Source organism: Fulvivirga sp. M361, from assembly GCF_007097395.1.
Taxonomy (GTDB): domain Bacteria; phylum Bacteroidota; class Bacteroidia; order Cytophagales; family Cyclobacteriaceae; genus Fulvivirga.
In genome coordinates this window covers 271,843-296,371 of record NZ_VKDC01000008.1, presented here as the reverse complement: position 1 = coordinate 296,371, position 24,529 = coordinate 271,843, and the positions used below count along the sequence as shown (strand labels likewise).

Below are 24,529 nucleotides of genomic sequence, written 5' to 3'. Positions count from 1 at the left end.
AAAATAAACCCTCATGACCAGCCCGAAAACAATAACAGATTACATTGACCTGCAAGAGGCGCACTATTATCAAGGTTTAGAACAACTTCGGTCCATCATTAAGTCAGTAGTACCTGACGCCGAAGAATTGATCAGCTATCAAATTCCTTCTTTCAGACTCCACTACATGCTCGTAGGCTTTGGAGTTAAAAAAGATGCTATTAGTCTCTACACTATGAATCCTGATTTGGTTAAGTCCATAAAAAAAGAGTTAAAATCCCTGGGTATTAAGAATACAGGATCAACACTTCATTTTTCACCAAACGCGCCTTTACCCGAAGAAATCATAAAGAAAATAGTGAGAACAAGAGTTATGGAAAATGAAACGAAGTTTAAAGCAAAAAATAGCTGAACGTCATCTTTATATCATTAAAAATAAACACTTCTACTTGCCCTGATAATTCTTTGCTCAATAGCCGGCTGTGATCAAACTCAGCAAAAGTCAAGTCCTATTGCCGACTAACCCGTGATAACCATGTTCATTTATGGGAGAACAAAAAGTCTTATGAGGTATACATGGTGCAGCTTGATTCTGCTAAACAGAAAGTCACCCAATTCGGAGCAATCTTTACAGCTAAAAAGGCTGAATCAGAACGCACCCGGAAAAGGAATGATGAATTAATAACATTAGCTAAAAAATACCTTGAGATTGTACCCATATGCCCTGTACATCCGATGGAGGGTGATACAGCGCTCCAAGAATTAGAAAGAATTGCCAGCGTTGGAGTAAAGATCATTAAGATTCATCCGTATGCACAAAATTTTGACGTGACTGATGATAAGGTTTTGAATTATGCCGGAAGGCTGGAGAATTAGGTGTAATTTGGTTTTGTAATTACCAATGGCCCCTCACAACTTCGAATATCACCAATACCTTAGACAAGTCTTGAAGTTTGACGGGCCGGAAACCAATCTATATGTTGCCACAGAGAAAGAATTCAGTAAAGGTCAAGGCATTGAGTTTCCATACCGCAGCTACTTCTATGCTCTCGGATTAATGCATGAAGATCTATGCCGGCTCCAGGTAGGCGTTAGAGAATTTACACTTAAGAAAAAATCACTTACTGTTGTTGGTTCTGGTATCGTAAGGCATTGGCTAAAAAATAATTGGAAGATCAGGAATACTACAGCACTATTTAAAGCGGAATTATTCGAAAAACCATTTTACAGTAATTTCCTTGTCGACTATGACTTTTTCAAACCAGGAGCCAATTACGTAATTGACCTGAAAGATGATAGCTATGATTGGTTTTCAAAATACCTTAAGCTACTCTATGACGAGCAGAAAAATCTAAAAGTAGCATCCGGGATACTATACAGCATACTGGAGTCGCTGAATAACACCTATAAGAAGGAATCATCGGAAATTGTCCCAACCAGAAATTATGTAATCGTAAGGACCTTTGACAATCTCCTCCAACAAGAGTACAGAAATCATAAGGACGTAGGTTTTTATTCCGATAGTCTCAATATCTCCGCAAAGCATCTGTCCGATGTTCTAAAGACTGAAACAGGACATACAACAAAGCAATGTATTGAGGCATTTGTACTGTTTGAAGCCAAGAGCCTCCTCAAACAAACCGGTATGACTGTAAAGGAAATTCTATACTGGCTTGGTTATGAAGACCCCTCCTACTTCAATAAGCTTTTCAAAGCGAAAGTCGGATTAACTCCGGCTTCATACAGGGCAAACTAGGCCAATCCGAAAAAACTACCATTCATTCCGTATTCTGCTCTACATGTTGCCTTCCTATTTGACTGACTTTTGAATCATAAATGATTTAAACAAAAAACAATAAAACGATGAAAACTAAAAACTTAAGAATCAATCAATTGTCCACAAGCGCTTACGTCCAATACATGACTTATCTGGAAGCAATGGACAGCAAGAACGTGGAGGTCTACGGATCGTTTTTAGCAGATGATGTAGAAATGTTTTTCAACAATAATCCGTTTGGTCAGGGCAAAGAGGTAATCCTTCAGGGACTTGGCAATTATTGGCAAAGCTTTGCCTCTGTGGAGCATGATTTAGTCAATATCTATGGTACAGATGAAAACTATGTACTGGAGGCGTTAAATCATTACAAAAGGCACGATGGTAAAGAGGCAACAGTGAAAGCAGTAGCATTTACTGATCTCAACTCTGATGGCAAAGTAAAATCTGTGAGGCTTTACATGGACACAGCTCCGGTATTTGAATAACAATCAACTCAAAATAGGACAGGACCTATGTGTCCTGCCTTATTAAAAGTTAAGTGACTCCCCACCTCCCATCTCACGAGTTAAAGAGCGCAACCCCTTTTAGAATCCCACCCGTAACTGAGAATCAACAGTAACAACAGCAGCCGATAACGCAATGGGAACTTGCGAAAACAGCCCTACTTGTTGCGGCTAATACCAAGCCAATATTCCATAGTACTCAAAAGAACTTTGAAGCAGGCGCTTTCATTCACTTTACAAACTACAGGTCGTTTATTATCTTTTTCATATCACTTGATTTTGAGTGGTTAACCCCGGATCATGCATTAAGATTCGGGTTAAAACAGCTTCAAAAAAGTGACTTTCCCAATAAACTGTTGTTCCTGAAAAGGGCTTTCAAACCCATCAATTCGGGTGTCGTTGAAAACCAGGTAAACAAAAGATAACGGCTGGTATTCCCAGCTTGCCCGGACGTTCCATCTTCCCTGTTCATCGAATGTGTTGTATTGATAAAAAGCAGATAATTGCACTCTGGGGTTTAAGGCAAAGCGGGAACCTATGGTGGTTAAGTGAGTTTCCAGGTTTTCATTCGCCTCTCCAAGGTCCGTCAGGTCATTGTACTCATAATTCACGGTCAATGCCGCGTGAGGAACCGGAGCAATTCGCAGGCCTCCTTCCAACGTCATTCGTCTGCCATTGTAGAATGTACCCCAATTTACCGTTCCGGATACGGAAAACTTAGCGGACTGATCAGTATTGAACTGAATTCGGTGACGTGTGTAGTAAAAGTCTTCTTGAGCGATCCTTATGCCTAAAGGAGCAAAGTCAAAGTTGATATTTTGCCAGGTGGGGAATATGGCGTATTCCAGGAAACTTCCATCTGTCAAAATAAGGTAAATAGGGAAAAGGTAAATATTAGCCTGCTGGAAGTTCGCTGGGTCACTAAAATCATGATAGTAGTTAAAAAATGCTCCCGGGTCAAATCTTCTGATCCAGGGGATATTCTTTGGCCGCCAGATAAAATACCCGCCGGGATTATGCCAGATGACATTCTTTTGAAAGACAAAGCCCATGTCAGGATTGTAATCTTCTGATACAAAATTGGTTAACCACCCTAAATAGAATTTATTGGTAGTGTAGCTGGTAAACAAACGGCCGGCTACTCCTAAGGTATCATTTGAATTATCCCGTGAACCTGACAGCATGTATTGGACTGTTATCTCATCCCTTGGACGCAGAGCCCCATCTACCGTTAAAGTCGTATTATTGCTTTCTTGTATTCCAAGTTTCCCGGACCGCTCATCCAGTCGGTGGGTGAACATCAAGCCTATATTGTTTTCTTTTCCATAATTCTGAAGGTACCTTCCCGCCATAAAGCTTGCTCCCGGAGAATTATCCGTTTCTGCCTGATGAATATACAATGCCGCTATCGACCGATCTTCATTTCGCATGGTATACCGTCCTCCGGCATCAATACGGGCGGGTTCGGCATTGAAATTACCCTGTAGTCCGATGGTCCTGCTAAAGAACGGTACCACAGACCGGTTATTGGCTCCTGCCCAGATTCCTGAGTTTTCCAAAAAGAATTGTCGCCTTTCTGGGAAGAAAATAGTAAACCGCTCGAGGTTGTTCACAGCACGATCTACGTCTGCCTGAGCAAAATCGGTATTGAAGGTCACATCCAGCACCGAGCGGGGATCAATCGCCCATTTAATGTCGCCACCGAGTTTTACATCACCATCAGAAGTACTCATTTCACCATCTTCAATGTTCTCATACTGATACAAAAAATAAGGCTCCACACGAACATTGGCGCCAGGTTCCGGTAGTTCCAGGCCTTCAAGCTGTGCGGCATACGTCATACGGTAAGGTGAAAAAGATTGAGGAATAGCGGGAAAAACAGTCTGTTCATAATCTCTTCTGGCCAGCCGACTGAATGTGATCCCCCAACCAGGTGACTCACCGGGTTCAATTTCTTCATAACGTATGGATTTGAAGGGAATGGCAAACTCAGCATAATAGCCTGAATCCGTCCGATGCGTACGAACTGACCACAAGGCATTCCAGTCATTGTCGGTATTACTATCGTTAAAATTTTGCAAGTCGCGCTGGTTTCCGTAGGGAGTAGTCTGGAAGGAAACACAGTATTGCTTCAGGTTCTGCGGGTCGAGTTGCACAAAAAAGATGTCATTCTCTCCCCAGCTAAAATCACGTCTCAAGTCCTGCACCCTTACTCCTTTTCTCCCCAGTGAGTCTTTGCAAAAGGCGCCTACATAAAGGTTTTTTTTATCAAAGAGCAGCCTCACCTCCGTATCGTACAGATATTCACCTCCCTGCCGGGGTTCCATTTTAAAGAAGTCAGTGACTGCCTCAGCATTCTGCCAGTCGACTTCATTGAGTTTTCCATCTACCTTGATAGTACTCTGCACTTTTCGAGCATTGATAACAGGCACATGCTCCGGGGGCGGGAAGTTTTTATCTTCCTGGGCGTGAAGAGATGCGGAAATCAGAAAAACGAAGACGACTGATAAAAAGAGAATCGTTTTCATACGTCCCAATCATTTTGAAGCCCATTTCCTGGCTGCATGCTGATGGCCTCAATGATGAACAGGCCATTGCCCGGGAGGCCAATAATAATCTCATGGTTATTCATACACTATATTTTTAGACCTGTCGCGCTATTACTTTATCATTCCTATAGCTACCAGCGTTTCCCCTTCGCTTACGGGTGGTGTCCCTAGCAGGTACAAGATGATGCCATTTGTATCTGCGTATATTTCTTCTTTGGTTTCACTAAAAAAATCAGTGACGTAACCTACTTTCATGCCTTTTTTCACATAATCTCCGCTGGACTTCAGTGGGTAAAAAAATCCGGTATGAGCGCTATTTATGTAAGACCGTTCTTCTATAAAAGCTATTCCCTCTGATAAAAGAGGCTTTTCGTCCGTCATTTTAAGGTAGTTTAATAAGCTGCCGATCGCTTCGATAATCCTGGTCACGAATTTTTCCTCCACCTGACCCAACCTACCGCATTCTATGTCCATGGCAGGGACTCCCTCCCCACTTAAAAGCCTGCGCAAAGCAATACAGGCTGGGTGACCCTTCTGTCATATATTTCTTCGCTGTCGTATTGAACACAATGACATGATCAAATCCCATATGCTTGGCCATTTCTCTTCCTTTCGAAGAAATCCCGGGTTTGTTGTCATGATGGTAATAGGCAACATAAGGCATCAAATCTTCAGGGGCGTCTCCACTGTGGGCATCCACAAAATAATGGCAACGGGGGATGATCTTTTCAGAAATAAAAGAAGCTATTCTTTCTGTAACGGTACCCTCCGGATTGCCTGGGAACGTGCGGTTGAGGTTTTGACCATCTAATGGGTTAATGTAGGGCGGCCTGCCTAAAAAGCTCCCAACGTTGGCCACCTGCACCAGAATAACGGTACCTTTGAGCTTTTCCGGGTCTATTTTTCGGATCAGTTTTTGTCCTGCAAGTATCGGTGCGTACTCGTAACCATGTACTCCCGCTGTAATTCCCAGCACCGGCCCGCTTTCTTTTCCATGAAAAATGGTTATGGGGATAAAGGTCTCATTTGTGTCGTCCTTAATCGGGATCTTTAAATGTATCCTGGATCCCGGCAAAATCTTTTCCCCATTGAAATCAAAAGAGCTTTGTCCCCTTAGCGCTGTACTGAATGATATACAGATCATCAGGAAAAGCGCGATACGCATTTTACGCAAAATGGCCTCACCGATCCCGTTAGAGGTAAGGAGCTTAACCAAGTACCTCTCATCATGCCGGCGGATCAGGGTGTCTTTTATTTTCATTGATGTTCACATGTTATTTCTTATCGATAAACCAGATAACCCAAAGAAAAATACAATGCCTGTACACAAGGGTATCAGGTTTCCCAACCAATCAAATGATGACCTTTCATCTTCGAAATACACAGGTTTGAATTGATCCCAGTCTACGTCCTCTGCCGTGCCATTCGAAAATATTTTCGGATAAAAGTAAAGGCGTGTGTTTTCATGAAATGTGTTGGTATGCTGTAGAAAATTCAAATGGTTGATCAGTCCGGTACCTGCTATGTCATTGAAAGCTAATTGGGTATGCATGGAGGGCACAAACTTTGCCCACTTCCGGCTTAAATTTGCTCTTTGCATTATTTTGGTCCGCATAGACAAACTTTCTTCGCGAGATTCTTCGTCACCCAAATGCTGCATGGCGTAGTACCAGAGCCAGCTAAAACCTTCTTCCGGGGGATAGCCATACGTTTCAAATTGCGGGTAGCTGTCATAGAATTTTTCCATCGTACCTCGCTTATCCATGTCCCATTTCTGATGGTACCCATCACGCTGCCGGATCATGGTGGTTAAAGCTTCCGGTACAGGAAGTCGATTAGTAATGATAGTATTAACAACGGAAGGTGATAAGATCACCAACATTAACCAGAACGAGAGGAGGACCAACGCATTGAAATTAGAAGCACGTTTCAGAGAAATGATCCAAAAACTGAGGGCAAACCAAAATAATATATAAACAAAGCCAACGACAAAGAATGCAAAGGACAACTCTCCCCAGGAGATGTTCAATACGATGCTGGCTACCAGGTACAGAAAGCTCATCAGCAGTACCAACAAAATGAGCCTCACCAGGAGTTTTGACAATAGGAATTTCAGGTTCGACTTAGACATGACACTCACTATTTTCCAGGTGCCTGTCTCTTCTTCTTCCGATCGAAGATTGAAAGTAAAGGCAATGATCAAAAGCGGAAATACATAGATCAGAACAAAACTCAAGTCCAGGTTGCCATAAAGAAGTTTAGTCGGGTTGACCAGGTCCGTATCGTACTTCTGCCCTTCAAGGGTTAAAATTTTCACATGTTGTACGCTTGGGTTCAGGTCCTTTTGACCTATCGCCAATGCGGACAGTGGGTCATGTTCATTGACCAGCGTAAACTTCAAATAATAAAGTAGTAAGCCAAGGTCATCACTATGAAACTCAATGTTTCGCTTGATATGGTCCAGTTGCCTTTCTACGACCTCTGAAGCAACCTTTTCCTGATCGTTTAAGAATTGCTTACCTGTAATGATACTAATTAAGCCCAGGAACAAGACCAGGCCCAAACCCAGTCGGCATGTTCCGGTCCTTAAAAATTGTTTAAACATAAATAGGTACATAGCTTAAATGGCTTTTGCGTTTTTAGATAGGGAAATAACCAATCCAATAGAAAAGGTCAACCAAAGCACCATGGAACCTATGGAGATTGATTCGTTTTTGATCACCTTTCCAAGGGGTAAGAAGCGATGTTCAAAATCAGGCAGTGCTTTCCATTCTTTGCGATCTATCACGTGGGTCTTTCCTTCTGATCCGCTTATCTTGTTAGGGCTAATGTATTTCATTTGAAGCTCATTCATATTTTGTGATAAGAGGTACCTGTAGTTTTCCGCCTGACCCTGGAAATCAACATAGGACTCAAAGTCCGTCCCGCATAGCGCCATGGAAAGATGTTTGACCGCCAGATAAGGATTTACAATGGCAAGCCACCTGGTCAATTGGTTTTGATTTCTATACTGGTCCAGCAACTGGTTATGATGTTTTTTATAGATCTCTGCACTTATTCTTTCGCCCTGCCCCATGATAAAACCTCCATAGTTAAACGGAAGCTCTTCAACAGACCCTACTTTGTGTACCTTAAGCACCGAGTCTTTCAACGCATTGAAATAAGGGTCATTGGGATTATGACTATCTCCGTATTGGATGACTTCCTCTTCAATCGAAGCTCTGAACTCCAATTTAGTTGGCGTGGGGTGGTAATATGCTCCGATCGCCTGAGACGTTCTTGGGAGCAGCACTGTCATGAGTAACCACAAGCCCAGGAGCTTCAGCAGGGCGTTTTTAGAAGACCGGCTGCTCACGGAAACAGCAATAGTAATAAGACATAAAACCACAGCAAATACCAAGTAGGTCAAGCTGCTCATCGCCAGCCTTCCCCACTCGTCTGAGGCGGCATGCCCTTCGCCCAGCAGTAAGACTATTGTCATGATGAAGAAAGGCAAAATAAACAGGGCCGATATCGCCAGAAGCCCCAGAGACCTCCCCAACAGGATCTCTTTCCAATTCGCCCCTTGTGTCAGCAATATTTTCAAAGTGCCATTCTCCCGGTCTGAGACAATCGCAGCGTACCCAATAAAAAAAATGATCAGGGGTAAGATCAATTGAAGGATCATGGCCATATGCAGCTCACCAAACCGAAGGATGCCGGTAGAAAAACCGGCTTCTGAGAAGTTGACCATATTTTGCCTGTGTGCCTCCAAAAAGACCGCATTCCCGGTATAGCTTTCCTGGCCAAAATCAAAAATGCTCAATGGATGTTTTAACCGGAAAGCAAATGTTCCAAAATGTGCCATCCGGTGAGGGTGCTTGTCCGGGTTTCCTTCCCAGCTTTCACGGGCCATGTTCTGGTGGTCCGTTCGAAAATGATTTTGGTCGTGATAGCTAAGTCCGCTGTAGGCAGCATAAAGAAGCAGAACGAGCATTATTCCAATGATCGGGTATATGGCTTTTGATTTGAAAACGCTCACCCAAAATTGTCCCGCAACTAACAGTAATATTTCTTTTCGCATGCAATCAGAATTTGTAAATAACCGTTAATAAAGAATTTCGAGGTGCTCCCGGGAATAACCGGGCATAATTCATCGCACCTACCCAGTGTGTTTCATCCAACAGGTTATTCATTTTTACCATCAGTTGAATGTTTGAATGGGTGGGCTGATAATAAACAGCGGCATCAAATAGTGTGAAAGAAGGGATAATAAAATCCCTGGTGAACCATGGCACCCGATCTCCGCTGTGTTGAACACCCAACCCGAAGCCTAAACCTTTGAGGGGGCTGTTAGTATTAAAATCATACCGCATCCAGAGGTTGGCATTATTCCTGGGTGTGTTTTCCTTTCGCTCGCCTATAAGCGTTTCATCAGCATCTTCCACAATCTCCGCATTAATGAAACTATAAGATGCATTCACCTGCAAGTTTGGAAAAATATGGCCTGCCAGGTCCCACTCAAAACCTCTGCTTCTATCTGCCCCCCTCTGTACCAATAGATCAGGGTCTTGCTCAGAGGGGATCAAAACGTTTTCCTGATTGATTTCGTAAAACGCCACACTCATGGTGACATCGCCATTAAAGAAAGTACCCTTTGCCCCTATTTCTCTTAGATCACTGATCAACGGATCGAACTGAGCAGCAGAATTGGGATTCCAGAAAAAGTTCTCCGTATTTGGCATCAGGTCTACCGTATTGGATTGGGGTTGAAAACCTTCCAGGTAAGTGCCATATACATTAATGTTTTTGGTCAATGCATAACTCAAGCCAACTCTCGGTATAAATGCTTCATTGCGAAAAGTCTGCTCTCCTACCTGGTCAAAATTCGTGATGTCTTCAAACCATTCATACCTGGCGCTCAGCAATGCAGTAAATTTTCCAAACTTTACCTGCTCCTGGATGTAGGCCGCATGCGTTACGGATAAGTTGGCAGGAATGGCAAAAATAGAGTTCATTACATAATCCCGAACATTTCTGATGGGATTGGAAGGATTACTCAGATTAAAGTGCTCAACGTTGGGTCTGGGCAGCCTGACACCATCAATTTCAACAATTTGAAAGTCTGCCCCATCCGCAGGATCATAACTTCTCGTGGCAGTCCCATCATTCAGCAAAAAGCCTCTTGCAGAGTTTTGTCCTCCGCCATTTGCCCTATGCCACCGATGCACATCATACCCCACCAGTAACTTATGCCCAATACTCCCCGACTCGAAGTCAAAGTTGAAATAGGCATTGAGATTATCCACATCCCAGAATTGTTGCCGCTCAGAAAATCGCATGTCAACCAGGTTATCTATGGAATTCCCGCTGCTGTCGATGGCAAACCCGTTTGCCCGGTGTTCTTGCAGGTCTTCCCTCCAGGTTTGTTTCATGTATGCTCCATTGAAACTGATTTTTTCAGAAAATTTCTTAGAAAGGCTTGTGGTCATAATCCATTGTTCCGACTGGAAGAAATCATTGGTCGCTCCGAGATTCAGGCGTATGGGAGTACTATTCAAATCAGTCTCACCGGGCACTGCACCAAAAATCGGTTGCCCTCTGTCCAGACTGCCCAACGAGTTACTGTAGATCATCTCTACATTAATAGCAGTGTTTTCATCGGGAATGTAGCTAATGGACGGGGACACCAACACGGCATTATTTTGAACAAGGTCCCTGAATGATTCAGCTCTTTGCAGACCGGCATTAAGCCTGTAAAGCACCTTGCCTTTTTTATCCAAAGGGCCGGTAAAATCAAGCGCTCCTCTCAAGGTACTAAAACTTCCTACACTCATGCTTACCTCTTTGCGATCCTCATCCAGTGGTTTTTTGGTTACCATGTTAATGCTACCTCCGGGATCTACACTTGAAAATGTTACCGAAGCAGGGCCTTTCAACACCTCCACCCGTTCGATATTAGAAGTGATAGGCTGAAGGAAATAAAACTGCCGGGTCCGCATCCCATTGAGTATTTGCCCGGATTCGTTTTGACTAATACCCCGAATGTTAAAATGATTGTAAAAACTTGAGTTGGAGACACCACTCACAGTTTTAACTGCATCAGCTACCTGGAACGCCTGGCGGTCAGTAATGAGTTCTTTGGTAATGGCGATCAACGCCTGTGGGAGCTCTTTATTTTTAATGCCTGTTTTGGTAGCTGAAAAAGAATAATCACTAGTGTAGTCCTGTTGCGCCCTACCGATGATCTCCACCGTTTGAAGTTCCAATTCGTCTTCTTTTATCTTAATGTCACCAAGGGTATACGTTCTATATTCCTCAATCTTTAGCATCTGTCTGTATGTTTTGAAACCAACATATCGTAATTCCAGTTGGTAGTCTCCTGTATCCGCCAATAAAATATCAAAACGACCATTTTCATCGGTGATCGCTCCTTCTACCTGATCATCTTTTGTGAGGGATACAGTCACTCCCGGAAGGGCCTCATCTTTGGAGTCCTGTATTCTTCCCTTAACCTGAATTTGAGCAACAGAATGTGCAGTCACCACTAAAAATGATACTAAAAGTAAATGTTTGAATTGCATAGATTATTGTTGGGTTAGGTCGGTATTACCCCATAAAAGGGTGTGTTAACTTTTAATAAATATGATCCGCTATATTGTTTTCAAGTAGAGATCTTGTAGCTCATTTGCATTGATATTCGTTGTATCAGTGGAATGAACAAGTTTTCCTTCTTTCATGATCCCGATCCTGCTGCCTACATTCACGGCGTTGAAAATGTCATGGGTAGCCATTAAAATAGATGTATTCTCACTGGCCAGCTCCTTACAGATTGAAGTGAATTCATCCGTTGCTTTGGGGTCTAAGCCAGAGGTGGGCTCATCCATAAATATGACTTTCGCTTTTTTCGATAGTGCAATGGCTATTCCTACTTTTTGCCGCATTCCTTTAGAATAATAAGAAAGCTTTTTTTGATGGTCTTCTTCTTTCAAACCCGACTTATGCAGCAATGCAGTCAATTCACTTTTAGAATGCTTATACCCTGAAAGCCTACTGAAAAACTCGAGGTTTTCCAGACCATTCATATTGCCATATAGCTGAACTACTTCCGGGATATAAGCGATCAGTTGGTTCGTTACTTTCTTCTCCGTCACCTCAGTACCGTTGATCAATGCCTTTCCGCTTGTGGGACCAATTAATCCCAGGAAAATGTTGATGGTGGTGGTCTTACCGGCTCCATTTGCACCTAAAAGACAAAATATTTCGCCAGGATCTATGGTGAGGTTTAGATTCACGAGAGCATCTTTCCCCCCATACTTTTTTGATAAATTAATAGCTTCTAACATATCTGATGGTTTTTTAAATCGGCCATTCGTCTATAAATCGATTACCTGAATCCATACCCGCTATTTCAAGGTCCGTTAACAGGCACTTATCCAGATCGGCCGTGATTCCGACTTTATTGATATCCTGACCGATAAACACCAGCTCATTCATTCGGTCTCCCCATTGCTTATCCCATTTGGCTTGAATATAGTCCTGACTCTCCAGATAAGCCGGACTCATCGCCCGTTGCTTCATGGGTACGCTTACCCACCACCGGCCATAGATTTCTGCTTTCAGCGACCCACCTGCCTGGCTCCAAAGGATAGCGTTGTCCGGACGTGAAGCAATCCAGAAGATACCTTTGCTGCGGATAACGGTCGTAGGAAAATCCCGGCTTACATATTCCAGGAATCGCTGAGGATGGAAAGGCCTGGCCTTTCGATAAACGAATGAGCTGATGCCATACTCTTCCGTCTCGGGACTGTGAGCGATTCCTTTTTGTACCAGCTCCAACTCCTTCTGCCATCCGGCCGACTGCTCCGCAATCTCATAATCAAAAAGGCCGGTATTGAGTATTTCTTTTGGGTCAATCTTGCTATGTGTAGTGCGGATGATGTTAGCAGTAGGGTTTAATTTGTACAATGTCTTTTCCAATAAGCCCAATTGGTCTTCAGTAACCAGGTCGGATTTATTGAGGAGGATCACATTGGCAAACTCGACCTGATCAGTCAGTAAGTTCACTATGGATCGGTCATCTTTCTGGTCATCCGTCATCTTCCGATCAAGAATGGTATCCGCACTGCCAAAATCCTTGAAGAAGTTGAACGCATCCACCACGGTGACCATTGTATCCAGTTGGCTGACCTGAGTGAGGTCGTACAATTCATCTCCGGTGGCAAAAGAGAAGGTCTGTGCCACCGGGATGGGTTCGGATATGCCTGTACTTTCGATAAGCAGGTAATCGAATTTCTTCATCTTGGCCAGCTTTTCGACCTCGATCATCAGGTCTTCCCGTAAGGTGCAGCAAATACAGCCATTACTCATTTCCACCAGCTTTTCATCCGTTCGGGAGAGCTTTGCTCCATTGGCAATCAGCTTTTCGTCAATGTTGACCTCACTCATATCATTCACGATCACGGCCACCTTCAGGCCTTCACGGTTGTTGAGTACGTGGTTGAGCAGCGTGGTCTTACCAGCACCCAGAAAGCCGCTAAGTACGGTAACCGGCAGCTTCTTTGACCGCTTTAATATATTCAGCATGTTTTCTTTTTGATTTGATATTGAAATAATGTGCCCCTGTTATCGCCAGGATCCCCAAACTGAGGAGTGTTAACTGCGTCCATAGCGTAGTCATATTTTCACTGGTTTTCACAAGAATGAAACCGCCTATAAAGAGTGCCATTAAACCGTAAGTGCGTTGCGCAATGAGCTGCGGGAGCAAAGCGGCTACTCCAATAAGCAGTATGCCACAGGACATGGCAAACTCCAGCTTCTCATTGACTGCCAGATCAAAGAGTTCCAACGCTCCAATGGCCACAAAGATGGTTGTAGACAGACAGTGTATTCCACAGCACAGAGAAAGACAAATGCCTAACTTGTCAATAAAAACGGACTTGTTCATAATGATCCTTCCAGGGTTTTTAAATCAGTGAATGAAAACTGCTCACCGGAAAAGATCCGGGTATAATACAGCTCTTTCAGGCTCTGGTGATAAGCATGGACTTCCTTCACAAATTCGAGATGACTTTTTCTGTCAGTATCTGAGAGTGTGGAAAGCTTTTCATGTACCATGGCAGCTGGTGCAAGCCATTCCCAGCGTTCCAATAGCCTATTCCGCTCACTCACCTGTTCTTCAAACCGGGTTTTGAGTACATTGGCTTCCTTATCAAGTAAGGTGAAGCTGGCGTAATACCATTTATTAAAGTCAGTAGTATCTCCATCGTTATACTGCGGATTTTCCGGGTAAAACTTGTCCAATACAAATGATTTGGGGTTTTCCCAATTCTGATCGTTCAAATTCCTTACCGCATGGATCATCTCCGCCCGGTTGGGCAAAGGCTCATTGGCCAGTACAAAAAGGTTGAGCAACGCAGGTGTGATCAAGGTAAAGATCAGCCAAACCCCTAACCCAAGCATAGCACTCAAAGCTGATCGCTGACGCAACCGGACAATAACTCCCATCAACACAGCCCAAAGTAAGCAGTATCCGAAAACGATAAGCATCCATTGAATGAGCAATTGCCCATTACCAATCCATGAGATACCTTGAAGCAGGAATCCAAGCACTAATAAAACGGTAGCCAATCCCCATACGATGAGTAATCTCAACAATCCTTTACTGAAGAGTATCATTCTCAGCGAAGTAGATTGCGATTGCAAGAGTGAAAGTGTACCACCTTCCTTTTCTCCGGCATACAGGTTGTAAAACAAAGCCACTACCAACAGTGGAAACAGGAAAACAAGCACATAGGACAGATCAAAATTCCCTGTCAGGAGCTTCATTGGATTGGCCAACTCTCCTGTGTTGATCTGCCGTGCCAGATCGGTGACATTAAAACCATAATATACCGGAAACAGGTCTCTCTGTCCCAGACATAATCCAGCCGCAGCAGGCGTTTCATGGGTTAGGTAATACGTAAAGTGTTTGTTCCAGCCAACCCCGGTAGGAGAAACGGCCTGTTGGTATTTTCCCTTGTTCTCCGCAATGGCCGTATCGAGCTTTACCCATACTAAAAGGCTATCAAACTGTTGCCTTTCATACTGTTGTACCTGAAAGATCCGTGTTTCTTGTTTATCAATTTCGAACTTCCCAAAATAGATACCATAAATTCCGGCGCCAAAAACAACCAGCAGCAACACCTTCAGCGTATTACTGCGCCAAAGTGTTTTCCATTCGAAGGAAAGGATGTGAAAGAGCGTTTTCATTAATTGAACAGGTAATTAAGTTTAATTCCAGCGTAGTAATTGTGATCCATAGCCGGATCGAAAAAGCCTCCGAACCCGGAGTTCAAACCGTGCATCTGACTGTATTCATCATTTAATTGCTGTGTGCCGGAAGTCATTCGTACGTTCAGGGTAGTCTTCTGAGCTATCTTTTTCAAAACAGCCCCATGACCTAGTGTAGCGGAGTAAGCATCGGGTGTAATACTAAATTGACCCTGTGCATCCGCTATCGCACCTGTTGATTCGCTTGCTACCTCTATCGTAGCTCCTGTTAATGGTCCATTGATATGAGCATCTACGCCCCTTCCTTGAATGGTCTGACCGATTGCTCCGAATGAGACCAGCAATAATGCCAGAATAATGTAACTATTTCTCAGGTTCATAGTTTCGATATTTTAGGTGCAAAAAGGGAGGAAAGGAAGAATAGCCCCACCAACCAGAAGGCGAGTGCAGCGATACTTCTCCATTGGTTGGAGAGAATAGTTGACGTACCGGGGAGTTGATATTTAAAGGGTCCAATGCTGGCCCACATTTCTTCACCAACATTGTAGTCGCCGTAAGCCACGCCCGGTTTGTGATTCACTTCCATGTCTTTATTCATCTTCTTCACAAAACCTCTCCTATAGTTTTCAGCCGCTTTGGCAAACGCCACATGGTGGTGGAAGTCGGTTCCCGCAAGAGCCATTGAAAGGTTCCTGACCGCTAAATACGGATTGATAAACCCGGCCCATTCCGAAAGGCGGTTCTGCTGGTTAAAAATGTTCTCAATCTTCGAAAACTCTGCATCATAGACCTGATCGGTATATTCTTCTCCTGCCTGCATCGCTATTCCACTCCAGTTCACGGGCAGCTCTTCGATGGTTTCAACATCATACTGATCCAATACCTGTTGTTTCAGGGTAGCAAAGCGTACATCCGAAGGATTATGCCCATCGATCCCCTTTTTTACTTTGTTCTTAATGGATTTCTTAAACTCAAACTGTGAAGGAGTTGGATATACCTTGTCAGCAAAATTGGTGGTCGCTTTAGGTAAAATGATACATGAGACAATCCAAAGCCCCAGCAAAGTCAGCAAAGAAAATCCCGAACTTTTGGCAAAGGCGGAGATCAATACACAGAGTAATACAAATACAAGGAAGTAAATAGCATATGCTGAAGTAAGCAGCAAAAACTTTGTAGTAACTCCAGGGTCAAGACTGACCGACTGCTGGTCCAGCAGCAGGTAGGCAAGCAGGATTATGGGCAGAAATAGTAACAGTACCATTAGGTAGGTACCCCACACCTTTCCCATCAATAATTGCCGCATAGACAAACCCTGCGCATGGATCAATTTAAGTGTACCTTCTTCCCGTTCTTTACTGAAGATGTTGAATGTCAGGAATATGATGAGTAAGGGAAGTAAGACTTGCAGAATCAAAGCAGCGGTCATTTCTCCAAACCGGGTCATGCCGTTGCTGTCCTGGGCCGCACTGAACAGTATTTCGTTTTGCTTATGGGCCTCGAGGAATACGGAGATCCCCGTGTAGTTGTCCAGGCCTACGTCCAGAAAACTCAATACAGGTTTGGGCTTAAAGGCAAATTGACCATAGTGCGCTGCACTGTGCGGGTGCTTGGTTCCCTGATTCAACCAGTTAGCATACATAGTAGATTGGGCTTTGGTCCGTTCCTCCTGTATCTGTTTTTGCCCCTGCTTTCCGACAAATACCGCGGTGAGCATGAGTGCGATCAAAATGGCGCCGGAAACCTGTAAGCGAACATCTCGGAGGGCAGTCAGGAATTCTTTCTTAATGACTAACTTCAACATGCCCCTCACTTTTCATGGTTTCCAAATACAAATGCTCCAATTCCGTCAAAGTGATCTCATTACTTTTCAATGAATGGATCAGTTTTCCGGCTTTCATAATACCGATATGTGTTCCGCTGTCTTTGGCCCTGAACAGGTCATGAGTGGCCATCAGGATTGCCACATTATTTTGTCTCATATCTTGCAGCAGTCGGGCAAAATCATTGCTTGCCTGTGGGTCTAACCCCGAAGTAGGCTCATCCAATAGTAAGTTGTCGGCCTGTTTGGCTTTGGCAATGGCAATTCCGACCTTCTGGCGCATGCCTTTCGAGTATTGGGATACACGCTTTTGAACAGCATCCGACTGCAAGCCGACGGACCTCAATAGCTGCTCAGCAGAGGACTTGTCCGGTTTATCACCCCCCAAACCAGCGAAAAACTGTAGGTTTTCCAATCCCGTCAGGTTACCATATAAATTGAGATTTTCCGGAATATAGGCCAGGTGTTTCCTGGTTTCTCCCGATTGCCCGGTTATATCAAGATTATTCACCATCACATACCCTGCACCTGGCTGAATAAAGCCCATAAAAAGGTTAATGGTAGTCGTTTTACCTGCTCCATTCGCACCTAACAGGCAAAATACTTCACCCGGCGCTACAGACAGATTCAAATCGATAAGCGCCTGATGCCCACCGTATGATTTTGATAAATTAATTGCTTCCAACATTTGGGAAGAAGTTTATGTGAAAACTAGAATTGTAATGGATTGACCTTCGCAACACTCTGCGGATCGTGCCAGACCGGCTCAAGTCACATTCAGAAATAGGATTCTATCCGTTAGACCATTGGAGGACCTCTGAGAAGATTAAAATGTTTGGAAACATTCGCAAAATTCCCGAAAAAACGTAGTTGAAAAGTAGTAGCGAAAAAATCAACATCGTAGAAAAAAGGATCCTCTACAACTGCAACTTGACTGTGATACAGGTCACATAAAGTACAATCAGGAGTAAATTGAGCATACTCCAATACTTCTTTATGATCCTCACCACATTGATGCTGATGTTGAACGGTATGAAGCCCAAACAGGATAGGTAGCGCAACAAAATACACCATTAATAACCTTGCTCCTATGTGGATGACATATTTCACAAATACAAATGTATATCAAAATTTCCATTTATTGCAATATTGTTGCATTTGATTACATAAGTGGTAAATAGTAGTCTAACACTAATTGATTTGAGTGCGATACTCTTGTATCCAATGCCTTATTTCCGACGCTGATAATAGGATAGGTTATCGATAATAAAGTGCTTCGGCTTAGAGGCTAACCCGGAAGGACGAGTTGCGGTGTCAATCAGTATTGAAGTATCAACCCCGTATTTTACTTCCATGCAGTAGCCATCCACTGATATCGGATGAGGGGCTTTCCGTCTCTCCCTTTTACCAGCCAGGCTATACCAAAGGCATATACTGCTATCCATTCAATCGTTATTGTTATTATCCAGATTTTATCTCATTACCGGCAAAGCCAGGTAATCTTAAAACATTGCTTGATATATTGAATTCGCAGTGCCATGAATTATCAGTAAAACGAGTTTAAGCTACTTTCTACCCTACAGTGTAACAAGCGCCGACATTGGCAAATAAGGGTTTCCTTTTATGTGTCATGTTTGAGTTATACAGATACAGGACAACTGTATAACACTTCACTCACATTAGACATCCCCTGGATAATCAGTATTACTACAAACAAATCCACTTTATCGAATATCCGGTCCGGATACAGTTACCTTGATGCATATCCCCAAATAGTTTGCTAATATTGACTTTATATAGTCCTAATCCTTGTCTTGACACCCTCTTTTCATAGGAAAAAAATCTATGAAAGAACAACTAATCTAACGCATACAGTCTTTTTACGTACCTGCAAAAGCATTTAAGAAATGAGAACAATTCTTCTGATCTGGGTTTACTTCACTTTCCTGATGCTATCCACTCCAGCCGTATCACAGGGGAACCTTGATAGTTTAAAACAGTTATTATCACGAAATACCCATGATACCATCGAGGTAAATGTGTTAAATATACTTTCAGAAAGCCTTTATCATTCGGAGACTGATTCATCACGAATACTGGCTAAAAAAGCTGAGCGCCTTTCCAATAAACTCAATTATAAAAAAGGGCTGGCATATGCATTTCATAACCTGGGGACCAGTTTTTTTGTCAGAAGTGAATTTGATAGTGCCTTAATGTACTTTGAGAGAGCTCTGGCTATGAAGATAGAAATGCAAGATTCTGCCTCTATTTCAGGTACGCTTAACAACATAGCAGCAATATTTTTCTACAATGGTAACTACGCTGTATCCTTGCACCATTTTCAACAAGCATTAAAACTTAAAATTGATCAGGGTGACAGTTTAAAGGTAGCCAGTACACTCCATAATATAGGGTTTATTTATGCTAAACAAAAAAATTATGATCTGTCCCTTCATTATTATAACAGGGCTTTAGAGATCAGGAAGTCTCACGGAGATATCAATGGGCAAGCTTCTACCTTAACAAAAATGGGACTGTTATACCTGGACCGAAAGGACTATTCAAAAGCATTGGCTTATGAAACCAGGGCATTTGAGATACTCGATTCATTAAACATTAAATGTCGAAGCGTCCATCCGGCAACTAACATAGGTCTTTCCTACAAGGCACTTAATGAGTTGGACCTGGCTTTAGAATATTTAAATCTGGGCTATGAATATGCCGTTGTCTGTAAAGATTCATATACAACCAGTAGAACTCTGCTGGGCATAGGAGAAATACTTGCAAAACAGGGGCTGAAGAAACAAGCAGAAGACAAAATGCTGGAAAGCTACCAAATAGCTGAAAACCAGAGTTTCAAAGACCGAATGCAGGAGGCATCAAATAGGCTTTATGATTTTTACAGATTTAACGGTAATGTTTCCAAGGCACTTCAATACCTTGAAATCACCACCCGGCTTAAGGATGAGTTGTTCAACGAAGAGTTAACGGAGCAGTTAACTACTATGGAACTTAACTACACCTTTGAACTGGAACGTGACTCGCTGGAATACCAGAAGCAAGCTGAATTACTCAATATCAATTCAAGGTTAGAGCAGCAACGACTCTTCAAACGTATCACGATTTTGGGGTTATTGATTGCTCTTATCTTTGTGATGGTTATCTATCGAAATTATCGCTTGAAGCAGAGCGCCAACCTTAACCTTCGGAAAAAAAATGAAATCCAGGAGGAGAAGCTAACGATCGAAGAAGCGACCAGAAAGCAATTGGAGATCGAAAACAATAAAAAAGCCAGATCACTTACCGCAACCTCCATTCAATTACTCAATTTCAATGAAAAACTCACAGAAATCATCGACGAGATCAGACACAGTGCTGACCTTCCTGACGATCATCGGAAAAAAGTGATCAAAAACCTCGAGTGTTTACGAAATGACGATGACCATTGGAACAGCATCAAGATCCACTTTGAAAATGTACATCCCAACTTCTTTCAAAAATTAGAACAACACTTTCCAAACCTTTCGGCAAATGACCACAAACTATTAGCTTTTTTGAAAATGAAATTATCCAATAAAGAGATCGCCACCATTTTAAATGTAACCAGGAGGGCAGTAGAGCAATCGAAAACAAGGGTGAAAAAGAAATTGGGTATGGACAAAGAGGACAAAAACATCCTGGAATATGTTAATCAACACGCACAGACGTGATACTTTATGGAATGATCCTAACCCAAGAAGCTAATACTACAAATACCTGGGAATGCCGGAAAACGGTTCCTTTCCTGCCAATCAAAGTGTCAGGCAATTTTCATCGCCCATATATGAAAGGGTTAAAAATCAACAAAGCCTTGAGTCCCTGAATTTATCGGCTATAAACAATTACAATGTAATCGGATCAATTTTTTAATGATAAAAGGGAAGGGCTTATTCCGAATTCTTTTTTGAACCTCTTGGCAAAGTATGACGGACTGGAAAACCCTATTTGAAAAGCCACTTCCGCAATACTATATTTACGCATAAGAAGCAGTTCTTTTGCACGATGTAATCTCACCGAGGAAATCAATTGATTGGGGGACTTGTTAGTGATGGTTTTAACTTTACGCTGCAACTGTCGCTCACTTGTACCTACACTTTTACAGAGAGTGTCTACACCGAAAGTCTCATTGCCCAAATGGGTATATATACATTGCAGTACAACTTCGAAGAAAGAGTCTTTAGGAAATTCTTGATGTTGGGAAAAATGACCGTTTGAGTTCAAATGGTCCGGGTCAGTAACCGTAAACAGTTGGAGTGTATCTCCAGAATCAGTCTCGAAGGTTGAATTTTCTTGTGTAAATGTTAAACCTGCCCCGGACAGCAGGTGTTTGACAGTTTGGGTAATTAAAATTCGGTTAAGCCTGGCCTGGTCAAGGATCAATTTCACAAATTTTTGAGTTTCGCCCGTTGCAAAATAAGCCTCACCCACAGCTACTTCTGTAATGTGAATGCCAATAGCAAGTTGTGCATGCACACTTTGCATAACATCCATCAAACCCATGCTACAACAGACTGCTCTGCTTGGTCCCTCAAAAGTGGCCATCAGGATGAAAGGGTCGTGTTGAATTAACCTACCCCGGTACTTTTCTATGACTTTCGTTACGAGTTCCCGGGGAGTTGGATGGGGATGGGTATTATGAGCAAATACAATACGAACTGCTACAATAGTGAGTAGTTGCTCTTCATGATTTACGGTTGGCTTTTCATTTGAAATAAAAGCCTTCATCCGGCCCAAAACTTTTTCTGTATCCCCTACCCAAAAAAGATGATCTCTTCCATCGAGCTCCACGAATTCTGCGCCCTTTATGCGTTCTGCTATGAATTGTCCCTCCTCCACCTTTACATCAATATCATGAGTACGTTGCATGACCAGCGTAGGCGCTTTTATTGAGCTTAAGACATTGATAATGTCCACTTGTGTATTCATTTTGGTAAGTACCATGGCCGCACTCGGACTAGCTCCTGACCGAAAGTAATTGGCCAACCAATTCATGAATTTCTTATCATGGGATTTGGATGGAGCAAGCTTTTCCAGGTACATATTACCATTTCCCCAATTGTGTTCGATCATATCATACACCTCCTGACGCTCTTCATCCGTTGGTGCCCAGGGATAATCCGGTGAGTGTCTGCGTTTAGCAAATATTCCAAACGTAATCAATGAAATAACGCGATTAGGGTAAGTGGCAGCAAACAATGCAGAGACACATCCCCCTTCTGAATGTCCAAACAAAACGGCTTTTTCAGAATCTGCTGCATCCATTACTGCTCGAATGTCATCCATCCGTTCTTCTAATGTAGAAAGCTCCACCACACGATCTGAAAGTCCTGTTCCCCGCTTATCAAAAAGAATAACTCTGGTTATTTTACCCAATTCACGTAAAAAATGGACTAGTTCGGGGCATTCCCACACCCAATCAATGTTCGATACCCAGCCAGGAATGTAAACCAGGTCTATTGATCCCGAACCAAAAACCTGGTAAGCGATTTTTATACTGCCGCTTTTGGCGTATTGCGTTACAGGCTTGTTGAATTCAGTAGGTTCTGTTATAAATAAATTACGGTTGTAAGAGGTATTTATAGGAGGTTCTTCCTGATACAGAACTGACTTACGGTAATCACTCGATCTTTTTAGGCTTATGCTGGCGTTTCTTTCCATGTTAGTATTCGGTTAAAAAATCAAGAAACTTTCTCAATTACCAGAATGAGGCTCCGTGACTTGAGATGAACAGATGTTAATAAAACAATCCGGAATCAAACATAGAATATAGAGATAAGATTTGCATCGTCCACATGCCCTACAAAACCACGACAGAATCACGACAAAATCACGACAAAATCATTAAAACACCTTAATGGGTTAAAATGGGCTGTTTTTTTATATGAGAAAATGGAAGGTTTTTGACCGATCTTATGTTTCTGATCGCACAGGGTTGCTTTATATGTATCCAATTATGTTCATTTCACAGGTACCCATACCGGGCTTTTCCCTTAATCTTTGTTTTACTCGTTGAACAACACGTCTTGTTACGTTCATACCATTGATTTTTTTATTTTATAACTTCACTTTTAAGAAGGCAGGTAGCTTATGGTCATTTGGGATAATGTGCGAAAAACTGTATTCCGGTTTTCTGAAAAAGTGAGAACTCCCTTCAGTGCTTATAGTCCGGATTTAATGTTTCAGGTATGGGGCTATTGGTTTGTTTTTGCCATGCCCTTAGTTTGGCATACATCCTGGCTGTTTTGTCTGCCTCTATCTTGCTCAGGTCATTTTTTTCACCCGGATCATTTTTAAGATTGTATAGCTCTATATCACCGGATTCAAAGTATTCGATCAGTTTCCAGTCCCCTTCACGGATAACACCACAGGGGGTGGTTCTCCAGTAAGGCGCATCATGTGAATCACCGAAACCCCGGTCCGCTTTGTACATCTGCAGATAGGCTGGAAAATGCCAGTACAGAGCTCTTTCCATCGGGGTTTTGCTTCCTTTCAGTACAGGAAGCAGGCTTTTTCCATCCAGGGCCATATCAGTTGAAATATGAGTAGCCTCCAGTAAGGTAGGAAAAATGTCCAGACCAATTACAGGCTCATCACTCACCGTACCCGGACTGATTACTCCAGGCCATTTTACAAAAAAGGGTACCCTGATCCCGCCTTCATAGAACATACCTTTGCCTCCTCTCAAAGGTTTGGCCACAGAAGCCCGGCCGTAGGGGCCATTGTCAGAGGTAAAGATCACCAGCGTGTTGTCATCAAGGTCCAACTCCTCTAATGTGTGCATCACTTTCTGAACGGCTTGGTCCATCGCTTCGATCATGGCGGCATATTTGGGATGGTCATGAAATTTCCCTGGTGCCTTTCGAGCATATTTTTCTGTAAGGTCCTTCCTGGCCCTGATGGGCGAATGCACAGAGTAAAAAGGAAAATACACAAAAAAAGGATTTCCGGCATTTTCGCGGATCCAATGAGATACCTCCGTGGAAAGCCGGTCGGGCAGGTGTTCTCCCGCAGGACCGTCCGGTAACGCAGGGTTATTGTAAGGTGAAAAATAGGAACCAGGCGCCCCTCGTTCACCTCCTCCAAAATTTATATCAAAACCATAGGGTATTGGGTCATCGGAAAGATGCCATTTTCCAGCTATACAGGTGGCATACCCATGTTTTTTCAGCACTTCAGGAAGTGTCTTGAATTTTCTGTTTAAAACGGTGGTATTCCTGACAGGGATCAACTTACGCTCACTGGACTTGCCCCTGTCAGCATTACTAACGGTATAAACACCATGTCTGGGCGTATAGAGACCGCTGATCAGACAAGCTCTTGAAGGAGCGCAGTTGGCAGCATTAGCATAAGCTTGCGTAAACTTCATTCCTCCGTTCGCGATCCTGTCGATGGCAGCAGATTCGTAAAAATCCGAACCCTGTACACCCAGATCTGTCCAACCCAGGTCATCTGCATAGAACAGGATAATGTTAGGGCGGTCCATGGCCCCGGGCTGATGTATTGCTTTCCTCCCGGTATTGCCATTTATTGAGAAAGCTATCATTATGCCTCCTGCGATCATAATAAGCATCGTACCAGCCAGTCCTGAGTTATTTTTCCATTTCATACCACC

At 43.0% G+C, this 24,529-nt stretch carries 21 protein-coding genes; 5 read left to right on the top strand and 16 right to left on the bottom strand.

Features of this window, described 5'->3' with window-relative positions:
- Window positions 1-13: 13 nt before the first annotated feature.
- From FNH22_RS11765 to FNH22_RS11750, 4 genes are all read left to right on the top strand, one after another.
- Window positions 14-391, top strand: a complete 378-nt coding sequence (locus FNH22_RS11765; protein WP_143398573.1) for an iron chaperone — start codon at window positions 14-16, stop codon at window positions 389-391.
- Between the two features lie 164 nt (window positions 392-555).
- Window positions 556-855 carry a hypothetical protein gene (locus tag FNH22_RS11760; RefSeq protein WP_143398572.1) on the top strand — a complete coding sequence of 100 codons (300 nt, stop codon included), beginning with the start codon at window positions 556-558 and terminating at the stop codon, window positions 853-855.
- Between the two features lie 25 nt (window positions 856-880).
- Window positions 881-1,735, top strand: a complete 855-nt coding sequence (locus FNH22_RS11755; RefSeq protein WP_143398571.1) for an AraC family transcriptional regulator — start codon at window positions 881-883, stop codon at window positions 1,733-1,735.
- 107 nt (window positions 1,736-1,842) lie between these two features.
- On the top strand, window positions 1,843-2,241 hold the full coding sequence (locus FNH22_RS11750; protein WP_143398570.1) for a nuclear transport factor 2 family protein: 399 nt from the start codon (window positions 1,843-1,845) through the stop codon (window positions 2,239-2,241).
- Between the two features lie 335 nt (window positions 2,242-2,576).
- On the opposite strand, the gene FNH22_RS11745 is transcribed toward FNH22_RS11750, so the two are convergent.
- The 14 genes from FNH22_RS11745 to FNH22_RS11680 form a co-directional block, all read right to left on the bottom strand.
- Window positions 2,577-4,787: a DUF5916 domain-containing protein gene (locus FNH22_RS11745; RefSeq protein WP_143398569.1), complete on the bottom strand. Its 2,211-nt coding sequence runs from the start codon at window positions 4,785-4,787 to the stop codon at window positions 2,577-2,579.
- A gap of 132 nt (window positions 4,788-4,919) precedes the next feature.
- Window positions 4,920-5,189, bottom strand: a complete 270-nt coding sequence (locus FNH22_RS11740) for a succinylglutamate desuccinylase/aspartoacylase family protein (RefSeq protein ID WP_221420261.1) — start codon at window positions 5,187-5,189, stop codon at window positions 4,920-4,922.
- 73 nt (window positions 5,190-5,262) lie between these two features.
- A complete protein-coding gene (locus FNH22_RS11735; protein WP_143398567.1) occupies window positions 5,263-6,069 on the bottom strand; it encodes a succinylglutamate desuccinylase/aspartoacylase family protein in 807 nt (268 codons plus the stop codon).
- A 6-nt stretch (window positions 6,070-6,075) separates the two neighbouring features.
- On the bottom strand, window positions 6,076-7,413 hold the full coding sequence (locus FNH22_RS11730) for a DUF3526 domain-containing protein (protein ID WP_255518036.1): 1,338 nt from the start codon (window positions 7,411-7,413) through the stop codon (window positions 6,076-6,078).
- Between the two features lie 15 nt (window positions 7,414-7,428).
- Window positions 7,429-8,871, bottom strand: coding sequence for a DUF3526 domain-containing protein (locus FNH22_RS11725; protein WP_143398565.1), 1,443 nt, complete (start codon window positions 8,869-8,871; stop codon window positions 7,429-7,431).
- A gap of 4 nt (window positions 8,872-8,875) precedes the next feature.
- Window positions 8,876-11,371 carry a TonB-dependent siderophore receptor gene (locus FNH22_RS11720; RefSeq protein WP_143398564.1) on the bottom strand — a complete coding sequence of 832 codons (2,496 nt, stop codon included), beginning with the start codon at window positions 11,369-11,371 and terminating at the stop codon, window positions 8,876-8,878.
- Between the two features lie 69 nt (window positions 11,372-11,440).
- A complete protein-coding gene (locus tag FNH22_RS11715; protein ID WP_143398563.1) occupies window positions 11,441-12,133 on the bottom strand; it encodes an ABC transporter ATP-binding protein in 693 nt (230 codons plus the stop codon).
- A 13-nt stretch (window positions 12,134-12,146) separates the two neighbouring features.
- The gene (locus FNH22_RS11710; RefSeq protein ID WP_143398562.1) at window positions 12,147-13,373 is read right to left on the bottom strand and encodes a GTP-binding protein; all 1,227 of its coding nucleotides are present in this window, start codon (window positions 13,371-13,373) and stop codon (window positions 12,147-12,149) included.
- Window positions 13,324-13,734, bottom strand: a complete 411-nt coding sequence (locus FNH22_RS11705) for a MerC domain-containing protein (protein WP_143398561.1) — start codon at window positions 13,732-13,734, stop codon at window positions 13,324-13,326. Before FNH22_RS11705 ends, FNH22_RS11710 begins: the two co-directional genes overlap by 50 nt.
- Window positions 13,731-15,038, bottom strand: coding sequence for a DUF3526 domain-containing protein (locus FNH22_RS11700; RefSeq protein ID WP_143398560.1), 1,308 nt, complete (start codon window positions 15,036-15,038; stop codon window positions 13,731-13,733). Before FNH22_RS11700 ends, FNH22_RS11705 begins: the two co-directional genes overlap by 4 nt.
- Window positions 15,038-15,439 (bottom strand): hypothetical protein, encoded by a 402-nt coding sequence (locus tag FNH22_RS11695; protein WP_143398559.1) that lies wholly within the window; start codon window positions 15,437-15,439, stop codon window positions 15,038-15,040. The genes FNH22_RS11700 and FNH22_RS11695 overlap by 1 nt, the downstream gene beginning before the upstream one ends.
- Entirely contained in the window at window positions 15,436-16,860 is a 1,425-nt protein-coding gene (locus FNH22_RS11690) for a DUF3526 domain-containing protein (RefSeq protein WP_143398558.1), read from the bottom strand. Before FNH22_RS11690 ends, FNH22_RS11695 begins: the two co-directional genes overlap by 4 nt.
- Window positions 16,841-17,566, bottom strand: a complete 726-nt coding sequence (locus FNH22_RS11685) for an ABC transporter ATP-binding protein (RefSeq protein ID WP_143398557.1) — start codon at window positions 17,564-17,566, stop codon at window positions 16,841-16,843. Before FNH22_RS11685 ends, FNH22_RS11690 begins: the two co-directional genes overlap by 20 nt.
- A gap of 110 nt (window positions 17,567-17,676) precedes the next feature.
- Window positions 17,677-17,988, bottom strand: a complete 312-nt coding sequence (locus FNH22_RS11680) for a hypothetical protein (protein ID WP_143398556.1) — start codon at window positions 17,986-17,988, stop codon at window positions 17,677-17,679.
- Between the two features lie 797 nt (window positions 17,989-18,785).
- Here FNH22_RS11680 and FNH22_RS11675 point away from each other — a divergent pair.
- Window positions 18,786-20,588: a tetratricopeptide repeat protein gene (locus FNH22_RS11675; protein ID WP_143398555.1), complete on the top strand. Its 1,803-nt coding sequence runs from the start codon at window positions 18,786-18,788 to the stop codon at window positions 20,586-20,588.
- Window positions 20,589-20,775: 187 nt separating this feature from the next.
- Here the strand turns inward: FNH22_RS11675 and FNH22_RS11670 are convergent, their stop codons facing one another.
- Together FNH22_RS11670 and FNH22_RS11665 are read right to left on the bottom strand one after the other, a co-directional pair.
- Window positions 20,776-22,575, bottom strand: coding sequence for an alpha/beta fold hydrolase (locus FNH22_RS11670; protein ID WP_143398554.1), 1,800 nt, complete (start codon window positions 22,573-22,575; stop codon window positions 20,776-20,778).
- Between the two features lie 493 nt (window positions 22,576-23,068).
- On the bottom strand, window positions 23,069-24,523 hold the full coding sequence (locus FNH22_RS11665) for a sulfatase (RefSeq protein WP_143398553.1): 1,455 nt from the start codon (window positions 24,521-24,523) through the stop codon (window positions 23,069-23,071).
- Window positions 24,524-24,529: the final 6 nt, after the last annotated feature.

What these genes read in the sequence shown, in the direction of transcription:
- FNH22_RS11715 (WP_143398563.1), bottom strand. Translation starts at nt 12,133, where the DNA reads ATGTTAGAAGCTATTAATTTATCAAAAAAGTATGGGGGGAAAGATGCT.
- FNH22_RS11700 (WP_143398560.1), bottom strand. Translation starts at nt 15,038, where the DNA reads ATGAAAACGCTCTTTCACATCCTTTCCTTCGAATGGAAAACACTTTGG.
- FNH22_RS11745 (WP_143398569.1), bottom strand. Translation starts at nt 4,787, where the DNA reads ATGAAAACGATTCTCTTTTTATCAGTCGTCTTCGTTTTTCTGATTTCC.
- FNH22_RS11710 (WP_143398562.1), bottom strand. Translation starts at nt 13,373, where the DNA reads ATGCTGAATATATTAAAGCGGTCAAAGAAGCTGCCGGTTACCGTACTT.
- FNH22_RS11755 (WP_143398571.1), top strand. Translation starts at nt 881, where the DNA reads ATGGCCCCTCACAACTTCGAATATCACCAATACCTTAGACAAGTCTTG.
- FNH22_RS11685 (WP_143398557.1), bottom strand. Translation starts at nt 17,566, where the DNA reads ATGTTGGAAGCAATTAATTTATCAAAATCATACGGTGGGCATCAGGCG.
- FNH22_RS11730 (WP_255518036.1), bottom strand. Translation starts at nt 7,413, where the DNA reads ATGTTTAAACAATTTTTAAGGACCGGAACATGCCGACTGGGTTTGGGC.
- FNH22_RS11750 (WP_143398570.1), top strand. Translation starts at nt 1,843, where the DNA reads ATGAAAACTAAAAACTTAAGAATCAATCAATTGTCCACAAGCGCTTAC.
- FNH22_RS11720 (WP_143398564.1), bottom strand. Translation starts at nt 11,371, where the DNA reads ATGCAATTCAAACATTTACTTTTAGTATCATTTTTAGTGGTGACTGCA.
- FNH22_RS11705 (WP_143398561.1), bottom strand. Translation starts at nt 13,734, where the DNA reads ATGAACAAGTCCGTTTTTATTGACAAGTTAGGCATTTGTCTTTCTCTG.
- FNH22_RS11725 (WP_143398565.1), bottom strand. Translation starts at nt 8,871, where the DNA reads ATGCGAAAAGAAATATTACTGTTAGTTGCGGGACAATTTTGGGTGAGC.
- FNH22_RS11760 (WP_143398572.1), top strand. Translation starts at nt 556, where the DNA reads ATGGTGCAGCTTGATTCTGCTAAACAGAAAGTCACCCAATTCGGAGCA.
- FNH22_RS11735 (WP_143398567.1), bottom strand. Translation starts at nt 6,069, where the DNA reads ATGAAAATAAAAGACACCCTGATCCGCCGGCATGATGAGAGGTACTTG.
- FNH22_RS11690 (WP_143398558.1), bottom strand. Translation starts at nt 16,860, where the DNA reads ATGTTGAAGTTAGTCATTAAGAAAGAATTCCTGACTGCCCTCCGAGAT.
- FNH22_RS11675 (WP_143398555.1), top strand. Translation starts at nt 18,786, where the DNA reads ATGAGAACAATTCTTCTGATCTGGGTTTACTTCACTTTCCTGATGCTA.
- FNH22_RS11695 (WP_143398559.1), bottom strand. Translation starts at nt 15,439, where the DNA reads ATGAACCTGAGAAATAGTTACATTATTCTGGCATTATTGCTGGTCTCA.
- FNH22_RS11740 (WP_221420261.1), bottom strand. Translation starts at nt 5,189, where the DNA reads ATGACGGACGAAAAGCCTCTTTTATCAGAGGGAATAGCTTTTATAGAA.
- FNH22_RS11670 (WP_143398554.1), bottom strand. Translation starts at nt 22,575, where the DNA reads ATGGAAAGAAACGCCAGCATAAGCCTAAAAAGATCGAGTGATTACCGT.
- FNH22_RS11665 (WP_143398553.1), bottom strand. Translation starts at nt 24,523, where the DNA reads ATGAAATGGAAAAATAACTCAGGACTGGCTGGTACGATGCTTATTATG.
- FNH22_RS11765 (WP_143398573.1), top strand. Translation starts at nt 14, where the DNA reads ATGACCAGCCCGAAAACAATAACAGATTACATTGACCTGCAAGAGGCG.